At 59.2% G+C, this 22,698-nt stretch carries 12 protein-coding genes; all 12 read right to left on the bottom strand.

Going from position 1 to position 22,698, the window contains the following annotated elements:
* Positions 1-149: 149 nt before the first annotated feature.
* Complete coding sequence (gene ctaD, locus CRI94_RS04855) at positions 150-1,895, bottom strand: cytochrome c oxidase subunit I (RefSeq protein WP_098074545.1); 1,746 nt, start codon at positions 1,893-1,895, stop codon at positions 150-152.
* A gap of 161 nt (positions 1,896-2,056) precedes the next feature.
* Positions 2,057-3,055, bottom strand: a complete 999-nt coding sequence (gene coxB / locus CRI94_RS04850; RefSeq protein WP_245846072.1) for a cytochrome c oxidase subunit II — start codon at positions 3,053-3,055, stop codon at positions 2,057-2,059.
* Between the two features lie 89 nt (positions 3,056-3,144).
* Complete coding sequence (locus CRI94_RS04845; protein ID WP_143815305.1) at positions 3,145-4,044, bottom strand: SCO family protein; 900 nt, start codon at positions 4,042-4,044, stop codon at positions 3,145-3,147.
* A gap of 135 nt (positions 4,045-4,179) precedes the next feature.
* A complete protein-coding gene (locus CRI94_RS04840; RefSeq protein ID WP_098074542.1) occupies positions 4,180-5,004 on the bottom strand; it encodes a hypothetical protein in 825 nt (274 codons plus the stop codon).
* 215 nt (positions 5,005-5,219) lie between these two features.
* On the bottom strand, positions 5,220-6,482 hold the full coding sequence (locus CRI94_RS04835; RefSeq protein ID WP_098074541.1) for a hypothetical protein: 1,263 nt from the start codon (positions 6,480-6,482) through the stop codon (positions 5,220-5,222).
* A 129-nt stretch (positions 6,483-6,611) separates the two neighbouring features.
* Positions 6,612-7,289, bottom strand: a complete 678-nt coding sequence (locus tag CRI94_RS04830; RefSeq protein ID WP_098074540.1) for a c-type cytochrome — start codon at positions 7,287-7,289, stop codon at positions 6,612-6,614.
* An 84-nt stretch (positions 7,290-7,373) separates the two neighbouring features.
* Entirely contained in the window at positions 7,374-7,997 is a 624-nt protein-coding gene (locus tag CRI94_RS04825; RefSeq protein ID WP_098074539.1) for a DUF3341 domain-containing protein, read from the bottom strand.
* 84 nt (positions 7,998-8,081) lie between these two features.
* Positions 8,082-9,581, bottom strand: a complete 1,500-nt coding sequence (gene nrfD, locus CRI94_RS04820) for an NrfD/PsrC family molybdoenzyme membrane anchor subunit (protein WP_245846071.1) — start codon at positions 9,579-9,581, stop codon at positions 8,082-8,084.
* Positions 9,582-9,660: 79 nt separating this feature from the next.
* Positions 9,661-12,903, bottom strand: a complete 3,243-nt coding sequence (locus tag CRI94_RS04815; protein ID WP_098074538.1) for a Fe-S cluster-containing hydrogenase — start codon at positions 12,901-12,903, stop codon at positions 9,661-9,663.
* 216 nt (positions 12,904-13,119) lie between these two features.
* Positions 13,120-13,767: a cytochrome c3 family protein gene (locus tag CRI94_RS04810; RefSeq protein ID WP_098074537.1), complete on the bottom strand. Its 648-nt coding sequence runs from the start codon at positions 13,765-13,767 to the stop codon at positions 13,120-13,122.
* 942 nt (positions 13,768-14,709) lie between these two features.
* Positions 14,710-15,870: a hypothetical protein gene (locus CRI94_RS04805; RefSeq protein WP_098074536.1), complete on the bottom strand. Its 1,161-nt coding sequence runs from the start codon at positions 15,868-15,870 to the stop codon at positions 14,710-14,712.
* A 13-nt stretch (positions 15,871-15,883) separates the two neighbouring features.
* A complete protein-coding gene (locus CRI94_RS04800; protein WP_098074535.1) occupies positions 15,884-22,696 on the bottom strand; it encodes a choice-of-anchor D domain-containing protein in 6,813 nt (2,270 codons plus the stop codon).
* Positions 22,697-22,698 lie beyond the last annotated feature (2 nt).

Genomic DNA, 22,698 nt, shown 5'->3' with positions numbered 1-22,698 from the left:
CTAGCGATAAAGAGGCCGATGGTACCGCGCGCCGGGGCGCGCAGCGCCAGTCTCCGGATAGCGGGGCAATCCGAGGTGGGGTACACCGGCACGTACAGAGTGAGAAAGCCGTGGCAGGCACGTGAATGCCTGCCACGGTCGGAGTGTGTTTAAGCCTTCGATGACTCTTCTGCTGTCTCCGGTGCAGCGGGAGCCGGCTCCGGGACATCGAGGGTTTTCGTGGCTCCGTCTCCCATGCCGTCGCCACCGAATACCTCGTCGGCGAGGTGGAAGTCGTACGGGCCGCGCGTTACAAGCGGTGTCCGGACGAAGTTGTGCGGATCGGGCAACGCAGCGACGTTGGTCCACTCGAGTGTGGCAGCGGCCCAGGGGTTCGCGGACGCCTTCTCGCCGTAGAAGAGAGAGTAGAGACCATAGAACAGCACGAGGAAGAGGCCGGCACCGAGGATGTACGACCCATAGGTCGAGATCTGGTGGAGAGCCTCGAAGCGCTCAACGTAGTCATAGTAGCGTCGCGGCATACCCTTCGCGCCGAGAACAAGCTGCGTGAAGAATGTCGCGTTGAACCCGACGAAGATCAGGAAGACGGCGATCTTCCCGAGCGTCTCGTTATACATTCGCCCCGTGATCTTCGGCCACCAGTAGTGCATGCCGCCCAGAAGCGCCATGACTGAACCGCCCATCATCACGTAGTGGAAGTGTCCAACAACGTAGTACGTGTCGTGGAGGTGCACATCCACGGCGAGAACACCGACCATAATGCCGGTGAAGCCACCAATCGTGAACAGGAACAGGAAGCTGAGAGCGTAGAGCATCGGGGTCTGCAGCCAGATCGAACCACGGTACATCGTGGCGACCCAGTTGAAGACCTTAATACCGGACGGGATGCCGATCAGGTAGGTGATCAGCGAGAAGATAATCGACGAGATCGCCGACTGCCCGGAGACGAACATGTGGTGTCCCCAGACGAGGAAACCAAGCATGGCGATCGCGACTGAGGACAGGGCGATAGCGCGATACCCGAAGATGCGCTGGCGGCTGAACGTTGCAATCAGCTCGCTCATGATCCCGAATGCCGGCAGAATCATGATGTAAACCGCCGGATGTGAGTAGAACCAGAAGAAGTGCTGGAAGAGCACCGGGTCCCCGCCGAGCGCCGGATCAAAGATCCCTATTCCGAGAGTGCGCTCGAGGATCAGGAGAAGCATCGTGATCCCGATAACCGGAGTCGCGAGCACCTGTACGATGGACGTCGCGTAGAGCCCCCAGATGAAGAGCGGGAGCCGGTTCCAGGTCATCCCCGGCGCACGCATCTTATGGATGGTCACGATGAAGTTCAGCCCCGTAAAGATCGAAGCGAACCCGGAGACGAAAATAGCGGACGTCATCCAGAGGACCCCGCCGCCGGTCGTCGAGGAATATGGCGTATAGAACGTCCATCCTGTGTCAACGCCGCCGAAGTACAACGCGGCGCACGTCATGATGGCACCAATCATGTACACGTACCAGCTCGCCAGGTTGAGACGAGGGAAGGCTACGTCCTTGGCGCCAATCTGAAGGGGCAAGACAAAGTTGCCCAGGATGGCAGGAATCGATGGCACCAGGAACAGGAAGACCATCAGGATGCCGTGCATCGTGAACACCTGATTGTAGGTGTCCGCATCCATGATCGTCTCGCCCTGGGAGACGAGCTCGGTCCGCACCATCAGTGCGAGGACGCCGGCTACGAGGAAGACCACCGCAAGCGAGACGGCATACATGATGCCGATCTTCTTGTGGTCCTTCGTCGTCAGCCAGTTCCAAATGCCTGGCTCGTACTGGAGATAATTCTGGTCATGCGCCTCGTCGTGGTGCTCCTCATGCCCCACTTCGGCCCCTTTCGTCGCGGAGTCCATGTGTGCGTTGGTCCGGTAAATGGAGGTTCGTACAGATGCTTCTCATTTCGATACTCGACCGGACCGGCGCGTGGTTCCAGCGCCGACCGGAGCTCGGATCATGTTACGAAAACCGAGCGGTCGGATCTTGTGTCGCAAATGTCTGCGACGGCGTCTGGTCTTTAGCTGCCGGATCCGTCTTCGGCGTACTGACTGTTTGCCTTCATGAATTCGATCAAAGCAGCCAGCTCACGCTCGCTGAGCGACGAATACGATGCGGGCATCACATTCTGATACCCCTCGACAATCTTGGCTCCAGGCTCGACAATCGCTTCCTTGAGGTAGTCCTCGTCGGCCGTCACGGTCGATCCATCTGCCATAGGGTGATTCGGCTTGCCGTACAGATCTTTCCATGTCGGTCCAACCTTCGGCGAGCCGTCCATCGAGTGGCAGGTCTGGCAACCCTGCTGCTCGTACAGGAGTTCGCCGAGCTCCGGCAGCGGCATGTCGTCTGTCGCTCCCCCACCGGATTCGAGCCACTCGTTGAACTCGGACTGAGAGACAACCTTCACGGTCGCCATCATATCCGAGTGCGCTGTGCCGCAATACTCCGTACAGAAGACGTCGAAGTTTCCAGTCTCGGTTGCTTCGAACCATACCTGACTATACCGATTCGGGACAACATCCTTCTTGACGCGGAAGGCCGGCACGAAGAAGCTGTGGATGACATCTTGGCTGCTCATCTTCATCTTCACCGGCTGATTGACCGGCACGTAGAGATCCTGGCTCGTCGTCCCGTTGGGGTACGTGAATCGCCAGTTCCACTTCCATGCCTCGGCGCGAATCTCGTATGCGTTCGGCGGGGCAACGCCCATCTTGACGAACGACTTGAAGCCCCAGTTGAAGACCAGCAGCACCAGAATCGTAGGAACGACAATCCAGGAAATCTCCAGGATCTTGCTCTCTTTGATCGGCTGCGGACGGTCCCCTGGGCTTTTACGCCGGTAGCGAATCGCGAAGTACAGCATTGCCAGTACGACCCCAACAAACAGAATCGTGCTGACCCACGTCACGAACATAAACAGGCTGTCTACCTCCGGCGCGATCGTGGAAGCGCCGTCTGGAAGCCAAAATGTGCCCTGGTCGCCCATATTCAGGTCGGTAATGGTGTTCAGTTGCAAATGGGGTTACGGCCGATGGCCGAAGCACTCCAGCCCGGAAGAACCTGTGTCTACGACACGATGCTTCCGTCTGTGAGTGCGGGGGAGGTTCATCCGAAACGCTCTTTCAATGCGCCGGTGTCCTCGAGTTCGTCAATTTCCTTTAGAGGATCACGATCCTCCATGTCGCGGAGATCTTCATTCTCACGACGCCAGAAGAAGAACAGGGCGCCACCGAGTATAAAAACGGTGATGACACTCCCGATCTTCATCAGGTTGAATGCGTCGGCCGTATACGTATTGGCCTCCGGATCAAACTGAAAGCAGTACATCGCAACCTGATCAAGGGGGTTCCCCACCGACCCGTCCGATGCTTCAACGAGCGCCTTGCGGACGTCGCCTGCCTTCGGTTCCATTCCATAAATGTACTGCGTGATCTTTCCATTGCCACTGAGAAAGACCCACGCGGTCGGATGCGCATATTCTTGCTGCTCTTCCACCCATCGAAACTGGAATCCAGTCGAGGATGTCAGCGCGTCGATGGAGGCTTTACTTCCCGTGAGGAAGTGCCATCCATCGGCCGCATCCGGTTTTCCAAGCTGTTTGATATACGTTTCTTTCGCCTCCCGTGCCACGCTGGACGTCTCGCGATGGTTGAAGCTGATCGACAACACGCGAAACTCCTCCCCGGGCGTCCACGACATCTCCGACAGAGTGGACGTCATGCCGTTTAGCATGAGGCCGCACAACATCGGGCACTCGTGGTACAGAAAGTTGATAATGACGGGTTTCTCTCCGTCGAAGTACTGCTCCAGGCTAACGGGATCGCCCTCGCTATTCCTAAAGACGAGGTCCTTCGGAATCGTTTGACCGTGCTTCGCATCAATGCCCACCCCCTCGAATTCGCGACGCTTCTGCTTCTCTGGTGGCGCCTGGGCGGCCGCCAGAGACACGCTCGCGAAGAGCAGAATGAGTACGGTGACAAGCACCGTGCGGGTGCGTACCATCATTCGGGTTCAGTCTTTCAAAAGCGCTTCTACCGCCAACAACACAAGGAGGGCGGACCTGACGGAACCTTGGTGTTCTCGTGTGCCGACAGGAGGCGCCGTAGCCACACCTGACACGCCGCTCGGTGTCAAACTAGGTTACGGCTGCCCATCTGGGATATCGTCCTGATTCTGTGCGCCGCCGGTTACCGCTGGCGACTCGCCCACACGTTCGGCCTGCTGCGCGCGGAACTGCTCTGTAGCGATGATGTCCATCGCTTCCTCAATCGGAATCCGGTACACACCGGCCTGCTCATCAACGACACCGGACTGACTCAACTGCTCGTCGGCCTGTGCTTCAATCTCGCGAAGCTGCGTGTATTCGCCTGCCTGACTTGAGGCTTCACGCTGGACAGCCGTCGTTGTATTGTACCAGTTGAACAGTACGATGACGGCAATCCCAATCGCGACGAGGATCGACAATGCGATCGACATGATCTGACCGGTCGCCACGCCCTCGTAAGCAACACCCATCTCCTTCTCTTTCTCGAACCGACTTTCCGGCTCAAGCATTTCTGAGGAGACGTCTTGCTTCGCGGCACGTACGAGTTGGGTTGCAGGGCCCATCTCTTCAGCGGGCGACGAGATGACGCGGTTTGCGTCCTGCTCAGTGGCCGCAATGAAACTCTCGATGCGCTCTCCGGGCGTCTCGCCCCCGTTGCCGCGGGCGATCACACGCCAGAAGTAAGTACTGTTGTCGGTCGGAAAATAGTCTCCAACGGTGACAGCCGTTTGCTTCCCGACGTCCTCCCGCAGTACGACGTTGTTGAACTTCGCATCCGACGACACTTGAAGCGTGTAGGCGTCCGCACCGTCAACGTCATCCCATTGGAATGTGACTTCGCGGCCATACACGACCTCGGCCCCTCGCGGGGATACAAGAGCCGGAGACTCCAAGCGTGTATTCGAGTCGGTGGTATCCATGAACGGTCTCTGCTCAGCGTATGGGTTAGGGAAAAACGCGGACCCGGGTTAGTTGGTCGTCTCCACGCGTGAAGATCATCGAAAATTATACGCACGTGTGACGCAGCTCTACGCCCCGCCTAACAATGTCTCTACATGCGTGATGCCACCCAAGCGGGCAGCACCACGGATATCGCTCGTATTGGTGCGTGGAGACGTACACAACGCTCCGACACCTACACGTTTTCAAAATGTAGCGAGTCTCCCAGGTACGGATCCTTCTCAGGCACCAGGGAATGTCGAGTGAGGCGGTACACGATGGTCCCGGCAAAGACGAGGAAGAGACCCAGTCCAAGGGTCAGGTCAAGCCAGTGGAACGTGTGGTGTGCATCGTGGACCGGGGCCGCAATCCAGTGAATGTCGAACCAGTGCATCCCGATCAACCAGACGGCCATGAAGGAGAGCGTCGGCAGCGACCGCTTCGTGAACCGGGGAAGGAGCACGAGGAACGGGACGATAAAGTGGAAGAGTACAAGGAACGCGCTGTGCCATTCCCATCCGTGCATGAGTCGGTGCTTGTAAAAGATCGTCTCTTCCGGAATGCCGGCGTACCAGATCAGCATGTACTGGCTAAAGGCGATGTAGGCCCAGAAAACCGTGAAGCCAAACATGTACTTGCCGAGGTCATGGTAATGCTCGGTCGTCACGACGCCATCCAGCATGCCACTGATCCGCTGGAACGAGGCGAGGAGAACGACCATGAGCGACACGGCGGCTAGGATGCCGCCAATGAAGAAGTAAACGCCGAAGATCGTCGAGAACCAGTGCGGATCGGTAGACATCAGCAGGTCGTAGCTCGCGAATGCCGTCGCGACCGCTGTCAGCGGAAGCCCCCACGCGGAGGTTTTACGGAGCTTTGCGGGCAGCCCTTCGCCTCCTTCCACATCGCTCCGAACGGAATCCGCATAGAGCTTGTAGCTGAGGAACGTCCACAGCGCGAAGTACACGACGACGCGGGCGATCCAGAAAGGCGTATTCAGGTATCCACGTTTTCCAGCGAGGATGGGATCGTACTCTGGACCTCCGACAACGTAGAGCTCTTCATGCGTCCAGTGATACAGGTCGTGCATCCCGAAGACGATTGGGATGCCTAAGACAAACAGTAAGGGAAAAGCCCAGACGATCGACTCATTCACACGCCGAACGACGACGCTCCACGACGCCTTCGTCAAGTGGTTGAAGAACAGGAAGAACAGCGCGCCCACAGCAATGGTGAGGCAACTAATCCATCCGATGAAGTAGGAGAAGTAGAACTGCGAGGCGTCCGTGGCAAAGCCGACGAGGCTCACCAGCAGCAGGGCCACACCAATCGCGAGAGGCGCCAGGTAGGAGCGCCGGTCGGCGGTAAAGCGGTAGGCACGCTGAGCGGCGTCAGCAGTCGATGCCAGCGGGTCGGCCAGCCATCCCAGTACGGAGTTGGAGCGAACGGAGTCGGCCATGGGGTGTGTCGTGTTCGGTGGTGTCGGGACGCGCCTGAGGGACGGAGTCCCGAAAACGGTCGTGTCGAGTACGAAGGGTTCCGGTGACGTCGTGGCGCGAGCCACCAGAAGGAGTCAGAGGCGGTCGAGTTATTGCGAGCTAGAAGCGCCGGAACGGGATCCGTCGATGTTGGCGCTACGTCCGCTCTGGATCCGGGCAATTTGCTCTGACGTCAGATCCTCACGTGTCGCGTTCTGACTTAACTGTAGCGCCTTGATGTAGGCGACAATGGCCCAGCGATCACGAACCGGGATCTGCTGTGCGTATCCGGGCATGTTGCGAATGCCGTTTGCGATCACGTCGTAGAGATAGCCATCACTCACCTGCCGGAGGCGATCAACGTGGTAACTAGGTGCCGGGGTGTAGCCATACCCTTTCCCCTGTGGACCGCCAACCATAATTACGCCGTTGCCATCGCCGGACTTCCCGTGGCAAACGGCACAGAAAATTTCATAGCGCTCCTTCCCGCGCTCCAGCAAGTCGCGAGTGGTTTCGATCGGAAGGCGCTCCACGTAGTCTCCTGCCTCGGTTCGGCCCGTATAGAAGATCGGGTCCTCTTTCAGCAGTCCACGTGCCACAGTACCAGCAACGGGCTTCCGCATGGCGGCTTCGTCGGCGAAGAACGTGTTCTTCTCCTGGGCCTGGTACTTCGGCTGCCAGTCCATGTTGGGGTTCGGGTGAATCGGATTGCGATCCGACGTCGTTCCCCGGCATCCGGCCAGCAGAAGGACGCTGAGAATCAGTCCGGTCGTGAGTAGGTTGCGCATCAGTCGTCGGGTATCGGTGGTCAGCGGCCGTCGCGGGACAGAAGCACTCCGAGACGGCGGCGGCAGCGGAAGGAGCGGTAAGGTCTAGAGGCTAGAGGCAGGCGCCGTTTCTGCGGTCCCGTCGTCCTGCACGAGTTCGACATTCAACGCCCCCGCCTTGCGGAGCAGGTTCGCTGTGTCTGTCTCATCGAACTGACTGTCGCTTGCAGCGATGTGCAAGAAAAAGGCATCGTCGGTCACGCGCTCGAACCGCTCGGAGTAAAACAGCGGGTTGTACGGGCGGGGCAGACCGTTCAGGGCGAGCATTCCCGCCACAGCGCCGAGCGCGCCGAACAAAATGGTCAGTTCGAACATGATCGGCACAGACGGCTCGACGGCGAAGAACGGCTTGCCGCTGATGTTAATCGGGTAATCGACGGCCGATGTCCACCACTGCAACAGATATCCGACAGCGAGGCCGGTGACAGCGCCCCCGAACGAGAAGAAGCCAACCTTCGAGTTGCCGAGCCCCATTGCACGGTCCATGCCGTGAATCGGGAACGGGCTGTGCGTATCGAAGTGGCTGTAGCCGTTTTCGCGCACGGCCTCCGCCGCGTGGAGCAGAGCCCCGGGATCTGAGAACTCCGCGAGCAGGCCGTAAACCTGCTCCTCGTCGCTCTCATAGATGCCCATCGTGGCTTTCAGTTCGCGTGTCAGTTCGTCTAGCATAGCTCAGGGAGCATTCGTAGTGCGCGTCAGGGTTGCGGCGCGAGGCTCGATCCGATGAGCCTCGGCCGGTATTGCCGGGCCGGATTACTTGCCGCCCCGGGTCTCACCGGCTTCGTTTCGTCCGTTGTCTTCCTGTGCCGGCTGGATATACGGCACCTTGCTTTCAGCCGTATGGCCGTCACCTTCGTCGTAGTAATGCGGATCGGCTTCCGGCATCACGCCCTTCACCTCTGCCATGGCAACCATCGGGACAAACCGCAGGAAGAGCAGGAAGAGTGTAAAGAAGAGGCCGAACGAGCCGATGAACGTCGTGACGTCGGTCAGCGTCGGCTCAAAGTAGCCCCAGGAACTCGGCAGGAAGTCGCGGTGCAGCGACGTGATCGTAATCACGAAGCGCTCGAACCACATACCGATGTTCACGACAATAGAGAGCGCGAACATGACCGGAATCGACCGGCGGAGCTTCTTGAACCAGAAGAGCTGCGGCGAGATCAGGTTACAGGTCATCATGATCCAGTACGCCCAGGCGTACGGACCGAAGGCCCGGTTAATAAAGGCGTATTGCTCGTACTCAACCTGCGAGTACCACGCCATGAAGAACTCTGTGATGTAGGCAAAACCGACGATCGTACCCGTCACGAGAATGATGATGTTCATCTTCTCGAGGACGTCCAACGTGATGACGTTTTCGAGGCCGTAGACCTTTCGCGCGATAACCATGAGCGTCACCACCATCGCGAAGCCGGAGAAGATGGCACCGGCAACAAAGTAGGGTGGGAAAATCGTCGTGTGCCACCCAGGAAGGACGGAGACGGCAAAGTCAAAGGACACCACGGAGTGAACCGAGAGAACGAGCGGCGTGGCAAGACCGGCGAGAAGCAAGTATGCTTTCTCGTAATTGCGCCAGTGCCGGTTGGCACCGGTCCAGCCGAGTGAGAAGAACCCGGTCACTTTCCTGCGCAGCCACGTGCTCGAGCGGTCGCGAATCGTCGCAAGGTCCGGTATCAGTCCCACGTACCAGAAAACAAGCGAAACGATGAAGTAGCTCGAAACAGCGAATACGTCCCAGAGGAGCGGGCTCTTGAACTGCGGCCACATCTCCATCTGGTTCGGGATCGGTAGCGTCCAGTAGATCACCCAGACCCGGCCCACGTGGAAGGTCGGGAAGATGAGTGCACACATCACGGCAAAGAGCGTCATCGCCTCTGCCGCCCGGTTAATAGAGGTACGCCATTTTTGCCGGAAGAGGAAGAGAATCGCCGAGATCAGCGTTCCGGCGTGACCGATACCAACCCAGAACACGAAGTTGACGATCGGCCAGCCCCAGGCGACGGGCTGGTTGTTGCCCCATACGCCGACGCCGTTCCAGACCTGATAAGCCAGGCTAAGGAGTAGCAGCGCGGCCATGGAGGAAGCCAGACCGAACGCAATGTACCACGCAAGCGGCGTCTTCTTCTCTGTGTGCCGCGACACCATCTCCGTGATGTCGTGGAACGAGAGATTGCCTTTGACGAGCGACTCGTTGTGAGCGTGCCCGGCACTGTGGTGATGTTCGGCCGTGGGTTGGCTGGTCGTGTTGTCCACGGTGATCTCGCTTAGATTCTAGGGTGAACGTCAGGGCGCAGGTGCGCCCTGGTAGTGCACGGTGTGTTTCGTTTGGCGGTTACGCCGTCGCTTCTGCCGTCTCCGGCTCGTCGGCGCTTTCCGGCGCGGCGGGCCCTTCCTCCATATCGAGGCCGAGCGCCTCCTGAATGCGCGGGTTGACGTTGCGAACCCGGCCCAGGTACGACAGGCGCGGCTTGACGTTGAGGTACGACAGCAGCTCGTAGCGGCGCGGGTTCTTCCGCTTCTCAACCACCGAACTTTCGGGGTTGTTGAGATCGCCGAACGTGATGGCCTCTGTCGGGCAGGCCTGCTGGCATGCCGTCTGGATTTCATCCGCACGAAGATCGCGCTCTTCCTGATTCGCCCGGTGCTGATTGTCGCGAATCCGGTGAACGCACCAGGAGCATTTCTCCATGACGCCACGGGACCGAACGGTGACGTTCGGGTTCTGCGCCATTTTGACTTCCTGCGGCAGCGTCTTCGTCCAGTTGAAGAAGTTGAACCGGCGGACCTTGTACGGGCAGTTGTTGGAGCAGTACCGCGTCCCGATGCAACGGTTGTAGATCATCTGGTTGGTGCCATCCGGCGAGTGCACCGTGGCTGCGACCGGGCAAACCGACTCGCAGGGAGCGTTCTCGCAGTGCTGGCACATCACCGGCTGCATCATCATCTCGGGCTCTTCTCGGTCGTCCTCACCCGAGTAATAGTACCGGTCCATCCGGAGCCAGTACATGTGACGGCCGTTACTTACGGATTCTTTCCCGACCACCTGCACATTGTTTTCGCTCGTGCAGGCCACGACACAGGCGTTGCAGCCCGTGCACGTGTTGAGGTCGATGACCATGCCCCACTGGTTATCGAAGTAGTTGCTATCCTTCATCGCCGCAGCTTCGCTGGGGTGATTCTTCGCCCACAGCTCCGGAAACTCTTCGAAGGAGTCGTACTCGTCGCCCGGGACCGGTTCGGTCTCCTCCTTGACAAACTCAGGGTTGTTGCGAAACTCCTCGAGAGATCCCCAGCGCACGATGGCTCGACCGTGCATGGAGCCGGTCTCTTGGGTGGTCGCGATCATGTAACCACTACTGGCTTTCTCGACCGTCGCCCCCGTTGCTATGCGCGACCCGGATGGGCGCAGATGCGAGGTCCGCACACCAACGGAATTGACCGGCTCACCATCAGATCCAACCCCTCCAGCAATCGGTCCGTCGAAGTAGACGTCCGTCGCGTTATCTGTATCCCAGAACGGCGTTCCTTCCGGATCGCGTGTGGTCGAGATCGCGCGGCCGTAGCCGTGCGTCAGACCAATCGTTCCATCGGGAAGACCCGGCTGAACCCAGACGGGAATGTTGATGGTTTCGCCGTCGATTGTCAGATTGACGCGATCGACGAAGAAGTTTCCTTCGCTGTAACCGTTTTCCTGACCCTCGTCGTACGTACCGTCGGCGGAGAGGCCGAGATCGGCAGCCGTCGCGGCACTCATCACGGCGACGTTATCCCACGTAATCTTCGTGACCGGGTCCGGCAGCTCCTGCATCCACGCGTTATTTCCATACGATCCGTCGAGAACGGACGGATCAAGGCGAAAGATCACCTCCAGCCCGTCATCGGACGGCGTATCGATGCTGGGAACGCTGGCCGAACCGGGTGATGCCGTCGGATAGGCGGAATCAGCAAGGTAGCCGTCGTGGAGAACGCGGCGCCATCCCTCTTCGAACGAACCCGAGATTTGACCACGCCAGGTGTCCCGGACAAGGTCATATCCCGACTCATCCATTCCCGTACCGAGGAGGTTGAGCACCTCGATTTCGGAGTGGGATGCGCTGTAGAGCGGGGCAATAAGTGGTTGAATGACCGAGAGCGTACCGTCGAAGGTACGACCGTCGCCCCAGGCTTCCAGATAGTGCGCTCGCGGCAGATGCCAGCGTGATGCGCGGGCGGTTTCGTTTCGGCGAAGCCCGACGTGGATGGTGTTGTCCACCCGCTGTAGCGCCTCGCGGAAATTGAGCCCGGCGGGCGCATCGTAAACGGGATTGACGCCCATCATCAGGACCGTGCCCACACGACCGGCGTTCATGTCGTCGACGAGCGTAGCGAGCTCTTCGTCCTGCGCCTCGACAGACTCGACACCCGTATCGAGGAGCATTACGCTGTTCCCGATCGCGCCAAGGCGCTCGTTAATAGCCATCGCGAGGGCGTGAACCTCCGGAGGCTGCGTTTCGCCAGCAACAACAACACCGCGCGAGCCAGCTTCCTGGAGATCTCGAGCGATCTCACGGGCGTGAACAGCCTCTTTCTCGCTCCAGTCGTAGTCGGGAGCGGTACCGAGACCCATCTCGGCAGCGACGGTGGCCGCAAACGCCGAAACGACGCTGGCCTTCATGCGAAGGCGGTGATCAGCCGTCCCGCCCGTTGTGGAATACTGACTTTCCACAACGTAAAGGCGGTTCATGTCGTCATCGACGGAGTCGACGCGCCGACCGGAGAAGAACGTCCGGTTGTTATTCAGAAAGTCCGGCGACTTGCCGTCGAGGAAGTCCGCGTCGAGGCTCAGGACGACATCCGACTGCTCAAAGTCGTATTGTGCGCGGTACGGACGTCCGAATGCTTGCTGCATGCCGAGGCGAGCGTTGTCGTTGCCCTCGGTTGCGTATTCCACGACCCGAACGGAGCCGAAGCGACCGCGCGCCCTCTCTAGCATCGCCTCGAGCGTCGGCGACGAACTCGTTGGCATGAGGATAGCGAGCTCCTGATTCGCCGCCCGATTGGCGAGTTCAACACAGAACGACTTGAAGTCGGCCCATTCCGCCTTGCTACCATCGCGCCAGACGGAGCGTGAGCGATCTGGATCGTACAGGTTGAGAACGGATGCCTGCTCAAACGGGCTGGTCCCCCCGTTCGACCCAGGGTGATCAGGATTGCCTTCCACCTTGGTCGGACGCCCTTCGTGGCTCTCAACCAGCAGCGGGCGCAACGACCCACGGAACGGCATGCCCGTGGCAAAATGCTGTGGAATCCCCGGAATGACATCTTCCGGCTTCCGGGCGTACGGAAGGATGCGCTGATCGGGTCGACGGCAGGCGGTCAGACCCGCCATGGCCATCGCTGCTCCCATCAACTGCAGGAACTGGCGACGAGACGCCTTGCTCGGCGGCTCGCTGGCCCCATCGGAAAACTCAGGTGTCGGAGTGTCAGCCCCATCGCCGGACGTCTTCCGCTCAAGCTGCGGAAGGCTTCGCCAGAAGCGCTCACTAGGCTCCTCGCGGTCGGCCGACTTGGGATCGATGACGTCAAGCTCAATCATGCTACGTAGCAGGGTCGGATGGCGTATTTCGAGAGGCGGGGTGCCGCAAAGGGGCGACAGCTTTCGAGCGAAACCATCTCTCTGTCGTCCAGCCCACGGGCTGGTCAGGCGTAGGCGTATGTTTCAGCCCACTGAGAGACGAAACGGCTCACAATCCGGGGCGGCAGTATGCAACCGCACTGATAGCGAGCCAGAGAGCCGCTCCTCGAACGTGAATTAGTAGTGGCAAGCCGAACAGTTGGTCGGCGGTTGAATCCCCTCTTCCTGAATACGGGCGAGGTTGATCTCGACAAAGTTTTCGGGGTGAACATACCCCATCGTCGTCACCTCCTCGTTGGGACGGAGGTAGAGCTCCGGCTGGCGGTGACACTCAAGGCACCAACCCATCGACAGCGGCTCTGCCTGGTACACGACCTCCATCTTGTCGATACGGCCGTGGCAGGTCTCACACCCCACGCCGTTATTGACGTGCGACGCGTGGCTGAAGTGCGCGTAATCCGGCAGGTGATGCACTTTCACCCACTGAATCGGCGTGTCCGTGGCCCAACTCTCTCGGACCTTCAGCAGCTGCGGCGACTGCGTCTTAATCTGGTTGTGGCAGTTCATGCACGTCTGGGTGGGAGGCACGTTGGCGTGCGCAGAGTTCTCTACCCAGTTGTGGCAGTACCGGCAATCCATTCCAAGCTGACCGGCGTGAAACTCGTGGTTGTATGCCACGGGCTGATCGGGCTGATAACCAACCACCAGAAACTCGGGAGAGAAGTAGTACCAAACCAGGAATATGAGCGCGACGCCGCCCAACAGAGCGCCCCCCAGAGAGAGGATCGGCAGGACGTTAGCCTTCTTCGGAAATATCTGCGGCATACGATCTCGGCGTTGAAACGGTGGTCGACCGGGACACGGACGTAAAAGGTACGTTACGACCCGCGGAAAAGCGGTACCACAGCGCTTGAAATTCGAGTTAAGGGGTCCCGGAGCGCGGGTATCAAATCAGTCGATGCTCATCATAAGGCGTAAGGGGCATTCACCTCAACCCATTCCTGTTGATTCGGCTAAATCCCACGCGAATTACGCCGAACTTTAATCCGATGCGTCGGACCCCTGACAACCCGCACCATACTCGCGTTAGACATTTTGCGAGGAAAAGAAGAGCTGATCACGGAAAAGAGGCCCTCAGATTCACGTGAATGTGACGCCTTGTGCGTGGGATCACCACAATCTTTTCCATCCCGCATCGAGGCTCAGGGTCATCAGACGGTGTTTTTCCAGCCTGGTCCCACCGGTCGACGTAAAGGTGGTGTCACGTTCTCCGGATGAACGAGATCGCTTGAGTCCACGCGCTTCGCAGCCTTGCGAGGTGAAAAGAACGCGTACGCCGCAAGTAGATTCTTATATAGACTAGATCCAAACAGTAGATATCCTCTCCAATCGTCTTAGCATACGACGACATGAAGCACCGGACATCCCGTCGTCGGGGTGTCTGTCTCGGACAAAATCATTACAGTTCAGCACGTGATGTGACCGGGTGATCGATGGCACGAGTCCAAACGATATGACGCACTCGTGCTGCAAGCACCTCGCTCTAACACGCTGCGCCTATGCAACCGAAGTGGGGCCCGACCTGCTCCACTTATACCGTTTCGACTTTAAAATGTCAGTGTCTCCAACGGCTTCGACTCGGCAGACGCGCCACACCCTAACAAAAGAACGTTCGAACATGTGTTGTTGAAACGTTTCTCTTCCCAACTCGGAGCCGCTGCGAGGACACGGTTTGGGCAATCCCGACAATAACATTCGGAAAACGTATTACAGACGAACTTCCGTCCGAATTCGGGCCTCAAACCGTTCGACATCGCCGATAGCATACCCAACTCCGGGGGTGAGATATACGTCGCCCGGCAAATGGAAGGTTGGGGCCACTTCGACCGCGCCCACGACAGCCTCCTCCTGGACAACCGTTTCCTCAAAGCGTTGCCCGGTCAGCGTTACGCCCAGATCCATCCACTCGACGACTCGAGACGACCCACGCGCACGCAGAAGCCACTCCGACGGTACAACCTGATTGTCCTCAAAAATCGGTTCGGCTCCAAAGCCGAGATTGGGGACGAAAATGCGGCTCTCGGGCCAATGCTGAAGTTGTCCCACGACGCGAACCGTCGTAAAATCACGCTGGAAAAGGTACTGAACGGTCCCGGCCAGCTTGTACCGAGCTTCGTAGCGCTTCTCCCCTTCGACGGTGTCGGACCCAAATCGCGTATACGAAAGGTCGGTCGAAATCGCGTGGTGCTGCCCGACGCGCACGTCCGCCCCTCCAAACACCTCCACCTCATTCCCCGGATCGTACGCACCCTGAAGAGCCTCTGTGGGCTCGTACGGGCCGCGATACGTGTAGCCTGCGCCGATTCCCAGCATCACGTTTTCCCGAACCGGCACCGCCCACGTCAACCGTGGTTCGGCGTTGAACCCCTGACCGAATCCACCCACGCGAAAGCCGTAGATGTTTTGACTCGCGAGAATGGACGTCCGCCATTCCACAGCTGAGAGGTTTCTTTTCCCCGTCGGAATCGAGAGGTCCGCCGCCATCACGAGGCTCCCGAGTGATAGCGCTCTAGCGTACGATGCACCAAGACGAACATCGTCCAGCCCCTGCACCGATTCGAGACCGTTCGCATCCGACTGCGCCACGCTGGCCCGAACGTACGCCTGCAGATTTCTGAGCAACGGGACGGACGCCATCAGCCGGGTGCTGAACTGCGACAACTCGCGCCCCTGATGCGTGACGCTCTGATACGCCGGCTCCACGGCGATACGGATCGGGGGCTGCTGACTCGTAAGCGTCGGCCCCGTCTGCCCGTACACAACAGGCGCGGAGCACCATAGCAACGCCATGCCAGAAAGGGCAAGTGCGATGAAGTGTAGAGTCGAGCGCATCAGAGAGAACCGCTTGTCGGAGAGAGAATGCGACATGAAGGGCACGAAGCTATCGAATGAGGGTCATTTTCCGGGTCGCGGTGAAGTCACCCGCCCGCATTCTCAAGAAGTAAACGCCACTCGCGAGGCGAGACCCTCCGCCCTGTGCTCGCCACGTGATCGTGTGCGGACCAGCGGACTTTTGGCCATCAACGAGTACGGCGACACGGCGCCCGAGAAGGTCGTACACCTCCATGCGCACATGCATGGGCTTCTCGAGCTGAAAGTCGATCGTTGCCGCATCGGTGAAGGGGTTGGGATACGTCTTGTCGAGCGCAGTATCGATCTGCTCTAGCGCAATCTCGTCATTATTGCTGCGGGCGAACGACTTGGTTCCCGCTACAACACGGAGCCGGGTCGGAGACGTCCGGCTCACCGGCACGGACACGGATCCATCCGTCACCGGCAACGGAATCTCACGTTCGAGGTCGAACACGAAGAGGTCGAAGCCTTCTGGACGTGCTCCATGCTCGAGTAGGTTCAATGTCACCTGTTCCTGGCCACCACTGCGCGTCTCTTTCGTAAATGCCGTCACGTCCACATCCCATGCCTGCCCCTCCGCATCTAACGGACGGTAGCTGCCGGCCAGGAGACGATTCTTCTCCCGGACGCTGACTCGAACGTGATCTCCAATCGGAGGCGCTTCAGCGAAGTCCAGGCTGTCCGCTCCGGTCGCTGCGCCCTTCCGGATTCCGAGGTAGTTGATGTCGTCACGAAGCGTCTCGCCATTCGAGCGGACGCGTGCCTGAAGTTGCATGGTATAGCCATCCTCCGGTCGGGCCGGGGCACGCGCGGCAGTCTTGGCCGCGAGCGCAGGAGGCTGATCGCGTTTGGCGTTTGCCGCACGCGGCGGGATCGAGATCGTAACAGCCTGACTCGTCGGATTGAACACCCAGGCGCCGTCCCACGGGCGAAGCACGGAGCCGGTGTAGTCGTATTGCGAACCGCTGTAGATCACGGGCGCCTGGAGTGCGCCGGTGTTCTCGACATCAGACCAGGCAATGGGAAAGCCGAACGGCGTCGCGATCTGATTCCATCCGGGGAGGACCTGCATCGTGACGGGTTGCGAGGCGTCGGTGCTCACGCCCGAGCCGACGGTAAAGGGGGTTCCTTCTCGCGTGGCAAGCCACAAGCCCTGTCCAGTCTCGACAGATCGGATTCCCTGTGCTTCGCGATAATCGCTGATTTCGGGATCGTAGCGAAGGAGTCGCCACACGCGGGGATCGAACGCCCCGTAGTCGTCGCCAAAGATTTCGGTGGCGTCCGACGAATTTAGCTGTGCAGGGATGGAAATCATGCGGTGCGCTCCGGCGGGCAACTCGATCGGCGCCGTGATTTCCTCAAACGCAACCTGTGCATGCACCGGAGACGCTTTCGATTGCGCAACGGTGGCCTCCGGTAATGTAATCTGATCCGTCTCGTCTTCGATCAGAAGGAAATAATCGAGCCCACGAAGTGTCGAAAAACGGCTGGGAATTTGAGCCGTCCATTCGGTTTCTGTCTGGCGCGTGAGGGGGATGGCCTCGTACTGCACATCTCCGCCCGCGCGGACGTAGAGACTACTGTCAAGGAGCGTCGTGAAGGTCGGAAGCGTTGCGACCACGTTCGTCGGCTCGTTGAAGCGCGTGTCCGCAACTTGAAGATCGATGTCGACAGCCCGAAGCCGTACGTCGAACGCAGGGGAGCCCCCGTCGGATGCCACCTGAAAGACCCGCTGCGTTTCCCCGAAGGTTGAAGGGTCGGCAGTCATCGTGAAGGACAGGGTGTCGCTGGGAGCGATCGTCCCGACAATATCCTTCGAGAGGGTGAACGTGCCGTCCGGCGACTCGAACCCGGCGCTGGAAATCGTCAGCGTGGCACCGCCCGTATTGATAAATCGGATCGGAAGGGTTCGGGTTGTCTGCCCCGGGATAACGGCTCCAAAGTCCAGGTACGTTCCAGGGTCGACGGTTAGGTTCGGTGGCATGACGGCATTCGCCGAAATCGGAACCGTTTGCTGTGTCGTGTACGGCAGGGCGCCATCGGAATCCAGATCGCGCGTCGTTTCAACCGCCAGCGTGTCCTGAATTTGACCGACAGGATCGTTCGGGTTATAAATAACGACCAGCGTCTCCGTCTGTCCGGCCGGCACCGTAACAGGCAGGGGCGTATCGATAACCATGTCGGCCGTGCCTGCAGCAAGAGCCGTATTTTCGGTAATGCTTATCTGCTGAGAACCTGTATTTTCAACCGTGACCGACAGCGTATCGGATGTGTCGACAAATACCTGGCCGAAGTCGAGATTGGCCGGTGAGATGGCCGGCGCGGGCAAAACTTCTCCCGAGAGGGCGATACTGACTGCCCCGGTCGTCGCCGTGATATCGAGCGAGGCGGAGAAGATGCCGGGCACCGTTGCATCGAGCACAACCGGAATGGAGGTAGACGCACCCGGGCTTAGCGTGGGTAGCGTACTCGGTTCGGCGACGACGAACGCAGATGCGTCCGTCCCCGACAGAGAGAGACTGGTAATTTCGGAGGAGACGTCGTTTTCGTTTGTGACAACCGCATTCAATGTGTCGGGCGTCTCCGTTTCGAGTCGCGGTGGGAAGGTTAGCTCACTTTCCGTCGGTGACAGCTCTTTGATCCCCCGTCCCTGAAGATCAATTCGGATGGTTCCGGTCAGCGTCAATACATCAAGTGCAGCCGTCTGAAGTTCGGCAGCTGTCGGGCCGTAATCGAGCGAGATCTCCAGTACTTCGCCGCTGGCAAGCGACAGCGTACTGCGTCCACTGGTAATGCTAAATGGGCTACCCGAAGGCAACGACAAACCGAGAATCGACAGCACAGCCGAACCCGTGTTCTCGATCGACACGGTCCTGACCGCCGAACGGGTGCCAAGCTGCACCTGGCCGAAGTCCACGACGCTCGTCGTCAGGTTGGAGGCGTAAAACAGCCCGGACCCTTCCAGCGGAACGGACGCTGAGGCAACGACAGAACCGTTCACGCTGCCCTCAACCGTGAGATCAGAGGTGCGCGTTCCCGAAGCGGATGGCGTAAACGTGACCGTCACGGTCCGCGTATCCCCCGCCGCGATCGTACCACTCGTCTGGCCACTTGTGATGGAAAAATCCGCTCCATCGTTCGAGGTGATGTCGCTGATGGTATAGTCGACCGCTGCCGAGCCGTTGTTCTCCAGCGTCACGACTTCGGATGTCGACGAGTCGACAGGCACCGACGCGTACGTAACCTGACTTTGCGTAAATGCAAGCCCGTAGTTTTCGACCGACGCCCCGATCGGCACCTGTAGTCCACCATTCGGCGACGCCACTTCCAACACCGCGCCTTCCGTTCCAACAATCGACGACGAATGAACGATGTCGACGGCGACGGAGCTGTTGCCCGGCACTCCCGTCGGAAGGGGCGTTGACGTATCGAGCGCAAAACCCGTAGTGCCATTCGGCTCCGAAATCGAGATCGACGAAATGGTGTAATCCACTGTCGTCGAGTTCGATAATGTCACCGTCGTGGTGGTCGTGGTGCCCGTCGACACCGCCCCCAGATCAACGGGATCCGGTGATGCTGTCAGCGTGGGCGATATCGCTGTCCCACGAACCGTGGTAGAGTTGTTCAGGTTGTTTGTGACGTACACCGCGAGCTGCGCGCTGTGGTCTCCGGCAGCCGACGGAGCGTAGGTGACATCGACAAACAGCTCATTCGCGCTCGAATCACCACTCAGATCCAGCGCAGTCCCGCCGTTGGTGAAACTCGTTCCGTTAACCGGGTACGTCGTACCCGTTTCATCCCTGATCTCGACAATTTCGAACTGGTTGGGCGTTACCCCACCGAGGGCAATCTCTGTGACATCTTGATTTGAGCCTGTATCGTTGGAGATCGTGATCGTCTCGGTAGAGGAACGGTCGCCGGGTGCCGTATCGGAAAAGCTTGTTGAACGGTCAAATGTAAGCGTGTCGTTGCTCTGACTGTCGATTCCAGCTCCCGACAGATCGACGACCAACCCGCTCGTGGACCCCGACAGATCATCGTACTGAATCGTTAACGTTCCAGAATTCGTCTCGATATTGTCCGGCGTGTACTCAACTGCGATCTCCTCCGACGTGCCAGCCGCTAGCGACGTGCCGAGCGTCGTCTCCGTATCGTCGATAGAAAACTCGCCGTCTCCGTTATTCGCGATCGATCTCGAAATACCGTTGATGTCGACCGTTCCCGTATTGGAGACAGTCACGAGAATCTGGTCCGTCGTGCTGCGCTGCGTTCCCGCGAACTCGACAGGACGCGGACTCGCCGAAATACCAAAGTCCTGCGCTTCCCCTTCCAGGGTGAGGGTGCGATCGAATCCTGCATCCGTATTGACGGTCAGCGTACCCGTCACCGTTCCCGTCGTCGCGGGATCGAAGGTTACGTCGACCGTTTCTGGGGCATTCCCGGCGACCGTAAATGACGTCGGGCTTGCGATCTGAAAGTTGCTGTTGTCGACCGAGATGTCCGTAACCTCAACATCCACCGACTTCGGGTTTTCGATGGTAAACGTTTTAGTGAGGGTAGCATCATCTTCGATTTGGCCGAATGCGAGGGGGTCTGGACTGATGAGGAGCTCCGGCGCAACCCCTACACCTGTGAGGTCCACGCGGCTCTCGAGTCCCTCCGTTGTGTTGACGACCAGTTCGCTCGTACGCGTGCCGCTGACGCTCGGCTGGAAGGTGACATCAACAGCAATGGACCCGTTGGCAGAGAGTGTAGTCTGATCCCCGCCCCCGGTCACGCTGAAGTCGGTGCTACCACTGGACGAGATCCCGATGCCGCTGATACTCAGGTCATCGCTGCCCGAATTCGACAGAGTGACGGTTTGGGTCACCGATGTACCGGTCTCGAGGGAGCCAAAGTCCGCCGGGTTCGGGGACGCCGCAATCGACGCGTCCAGTCCCGTTCCCTCCAGCGGCACGTCGAGCGTAAGTCCACCATCGGTCTCGACACGAAGCGTCGCGCTCCGCATCCCACTTACCGCTGGGGAGAACGTCACATCGACCGGTTCCGTCGAGCCCGAATTGATGGTCACCCCGGCAAGACCCTGCGCACTGAACTCATTCTCGGTGTCGTTCAACACCGTCGCCGAACTGATCGTGACGTCGGAGTCCGAGCTGCTGATGTCGACCGTTTTTGTCCGCGACGTGCCGAACTGAACATTCCCGAAAACAAGCGGACTGGGCTGCCCGGAGAGTCCGGACTGAACGGCCTGACCCGTTAGAGGGACCTCCAACTGTCCGTACAGCCCGGTCGAGATCACGAGCGTGGCGTCGAACGTGCCGGCCGTGCTAGACGAGAATCCCAGATCAAGCGAGTAGTTGTCGCCCGCCGGGATCCCTTCAGAAATCAATGTAGACGCCCCTCCCACGCTGTATTTCTCTGCCCCCGTACCGAGGACATTGACATCCGTGACGGTCAGCGTTGATGCTCCATTCGGTTGGCTGATCGTGACGCTCGAAGACGCCAAGTCATCGACAAGTATGGTTCCAAGGGAGAGACTTTGCGGTGAAACGGACGGGCGCATCGATCCGGAAAGGACAAGCCCATCCTGCGCAGGAACGGCCACATCACCGTTTCCAGCAATTGTAGGCGGTAAATTGGGTGTTGATGCCGCCGGAAGGGGAATGCTCGGCAGGGACTCACCGGATCCGCCGGCTAAAATCTCCACCCTGTACGTTCCGGAGTCATTCGACGTCAGGTACACGGAGGGGTCCGCGTCCCGAAACGATGGAGCCGAAACGTCTGCGTCGATATTACGAGCCCAGATCTCTTCGCCTTCAGAGCTAAACCGATGGACGGTACTAACTCCTGCAGGGTCACTGCTCGTCGTCGAAAGATATACGTCGCCCTCGGGACCGACGGTCAACCCCTTCGCCTTGCCCGAAGTGATTGTCCGCTGCCACCGGAGCCCATCCTCTTCCGAGCTGTTGATATCGATCGCAACAAGCTCTGGACTACTTCCGACCAGATCATTATCCGGATCTGCGGCCGTGATTAGATACAAAACACCGGTATCGCTCATAGCGGGCGGCAGGAGAAAGTCTCCTTCGACATTGGCCATCGACTCGCCCACATCCCCCCCGGGCGACATCGCAATGACCCCTCCGTTCTGCGTTCCAACGACAATGCGTCCGTCCGATGCAATGACAGGAGCAGTGACACGCGTGCCGTCCGTTTCGACGCCCGCAATTACGCTAACATCCGACTCTTGCACGAAGAGCACGGACCCGTCGAATCGTGGGACATAAATGACGCCGTCGTTGCCAATGGTCGGTGTCCCTGAGAGGGGAGTACCGTCGTCGACCACCGTTTCGGGTATGCCCCCGTCCAGCGGTACACGAAATAGAGAGGCGAACGAATCCGAGTTCGAGGACGGCGCAACGAAGTACACATGGCCGGTCTCCGAGATGATCGGTGACGCGCGGAGTTGAGGTGCGGTATTATCCGTCGTATCCGTCACATCGATCTCCCACCGCGTCGTGCCATCGGGCGCATGGGAACGAAGCCGCATGGTCGTCCCATCGTACGTCAGGAAGTACAGGTTTCCATTGCTATCCGTCGCGACCGGTGAATAAACGGGATTTGTCGGCTCGGTCAAAGCGGGTACATCCTGGAGCGCATTACTTTGACTCGTCCTCCGATTGTCGGCCTGGCTTGTCACCCAGGGTCCCGGGTCGAGCTGCGCGCGAGCCGGCGACGAGCCCATCGAGGACGCGAGGACCAGCAGGCAAAGAGCCCAGAGGACCGCCGACCATCGGGCCGCGGTAGGCGGGCGAGGCGAATGTGTAGCGTATTGTTTCATAT

Origin of the sequence: Longibacter salinarum (genome assembly GCF_002554795.1) — a bacterium.
In the GTDB taxonomy this organism is placed as follows: domain Bacteria; phylum Bacteroidota; class Rhodothermia; order Rhodothermales; family Salinibacteraceae; genus Longibacter; species Longibacter salinarum.
This window is presented reverse-complemented; position numbering and strand designations above follow the sequence as displayed.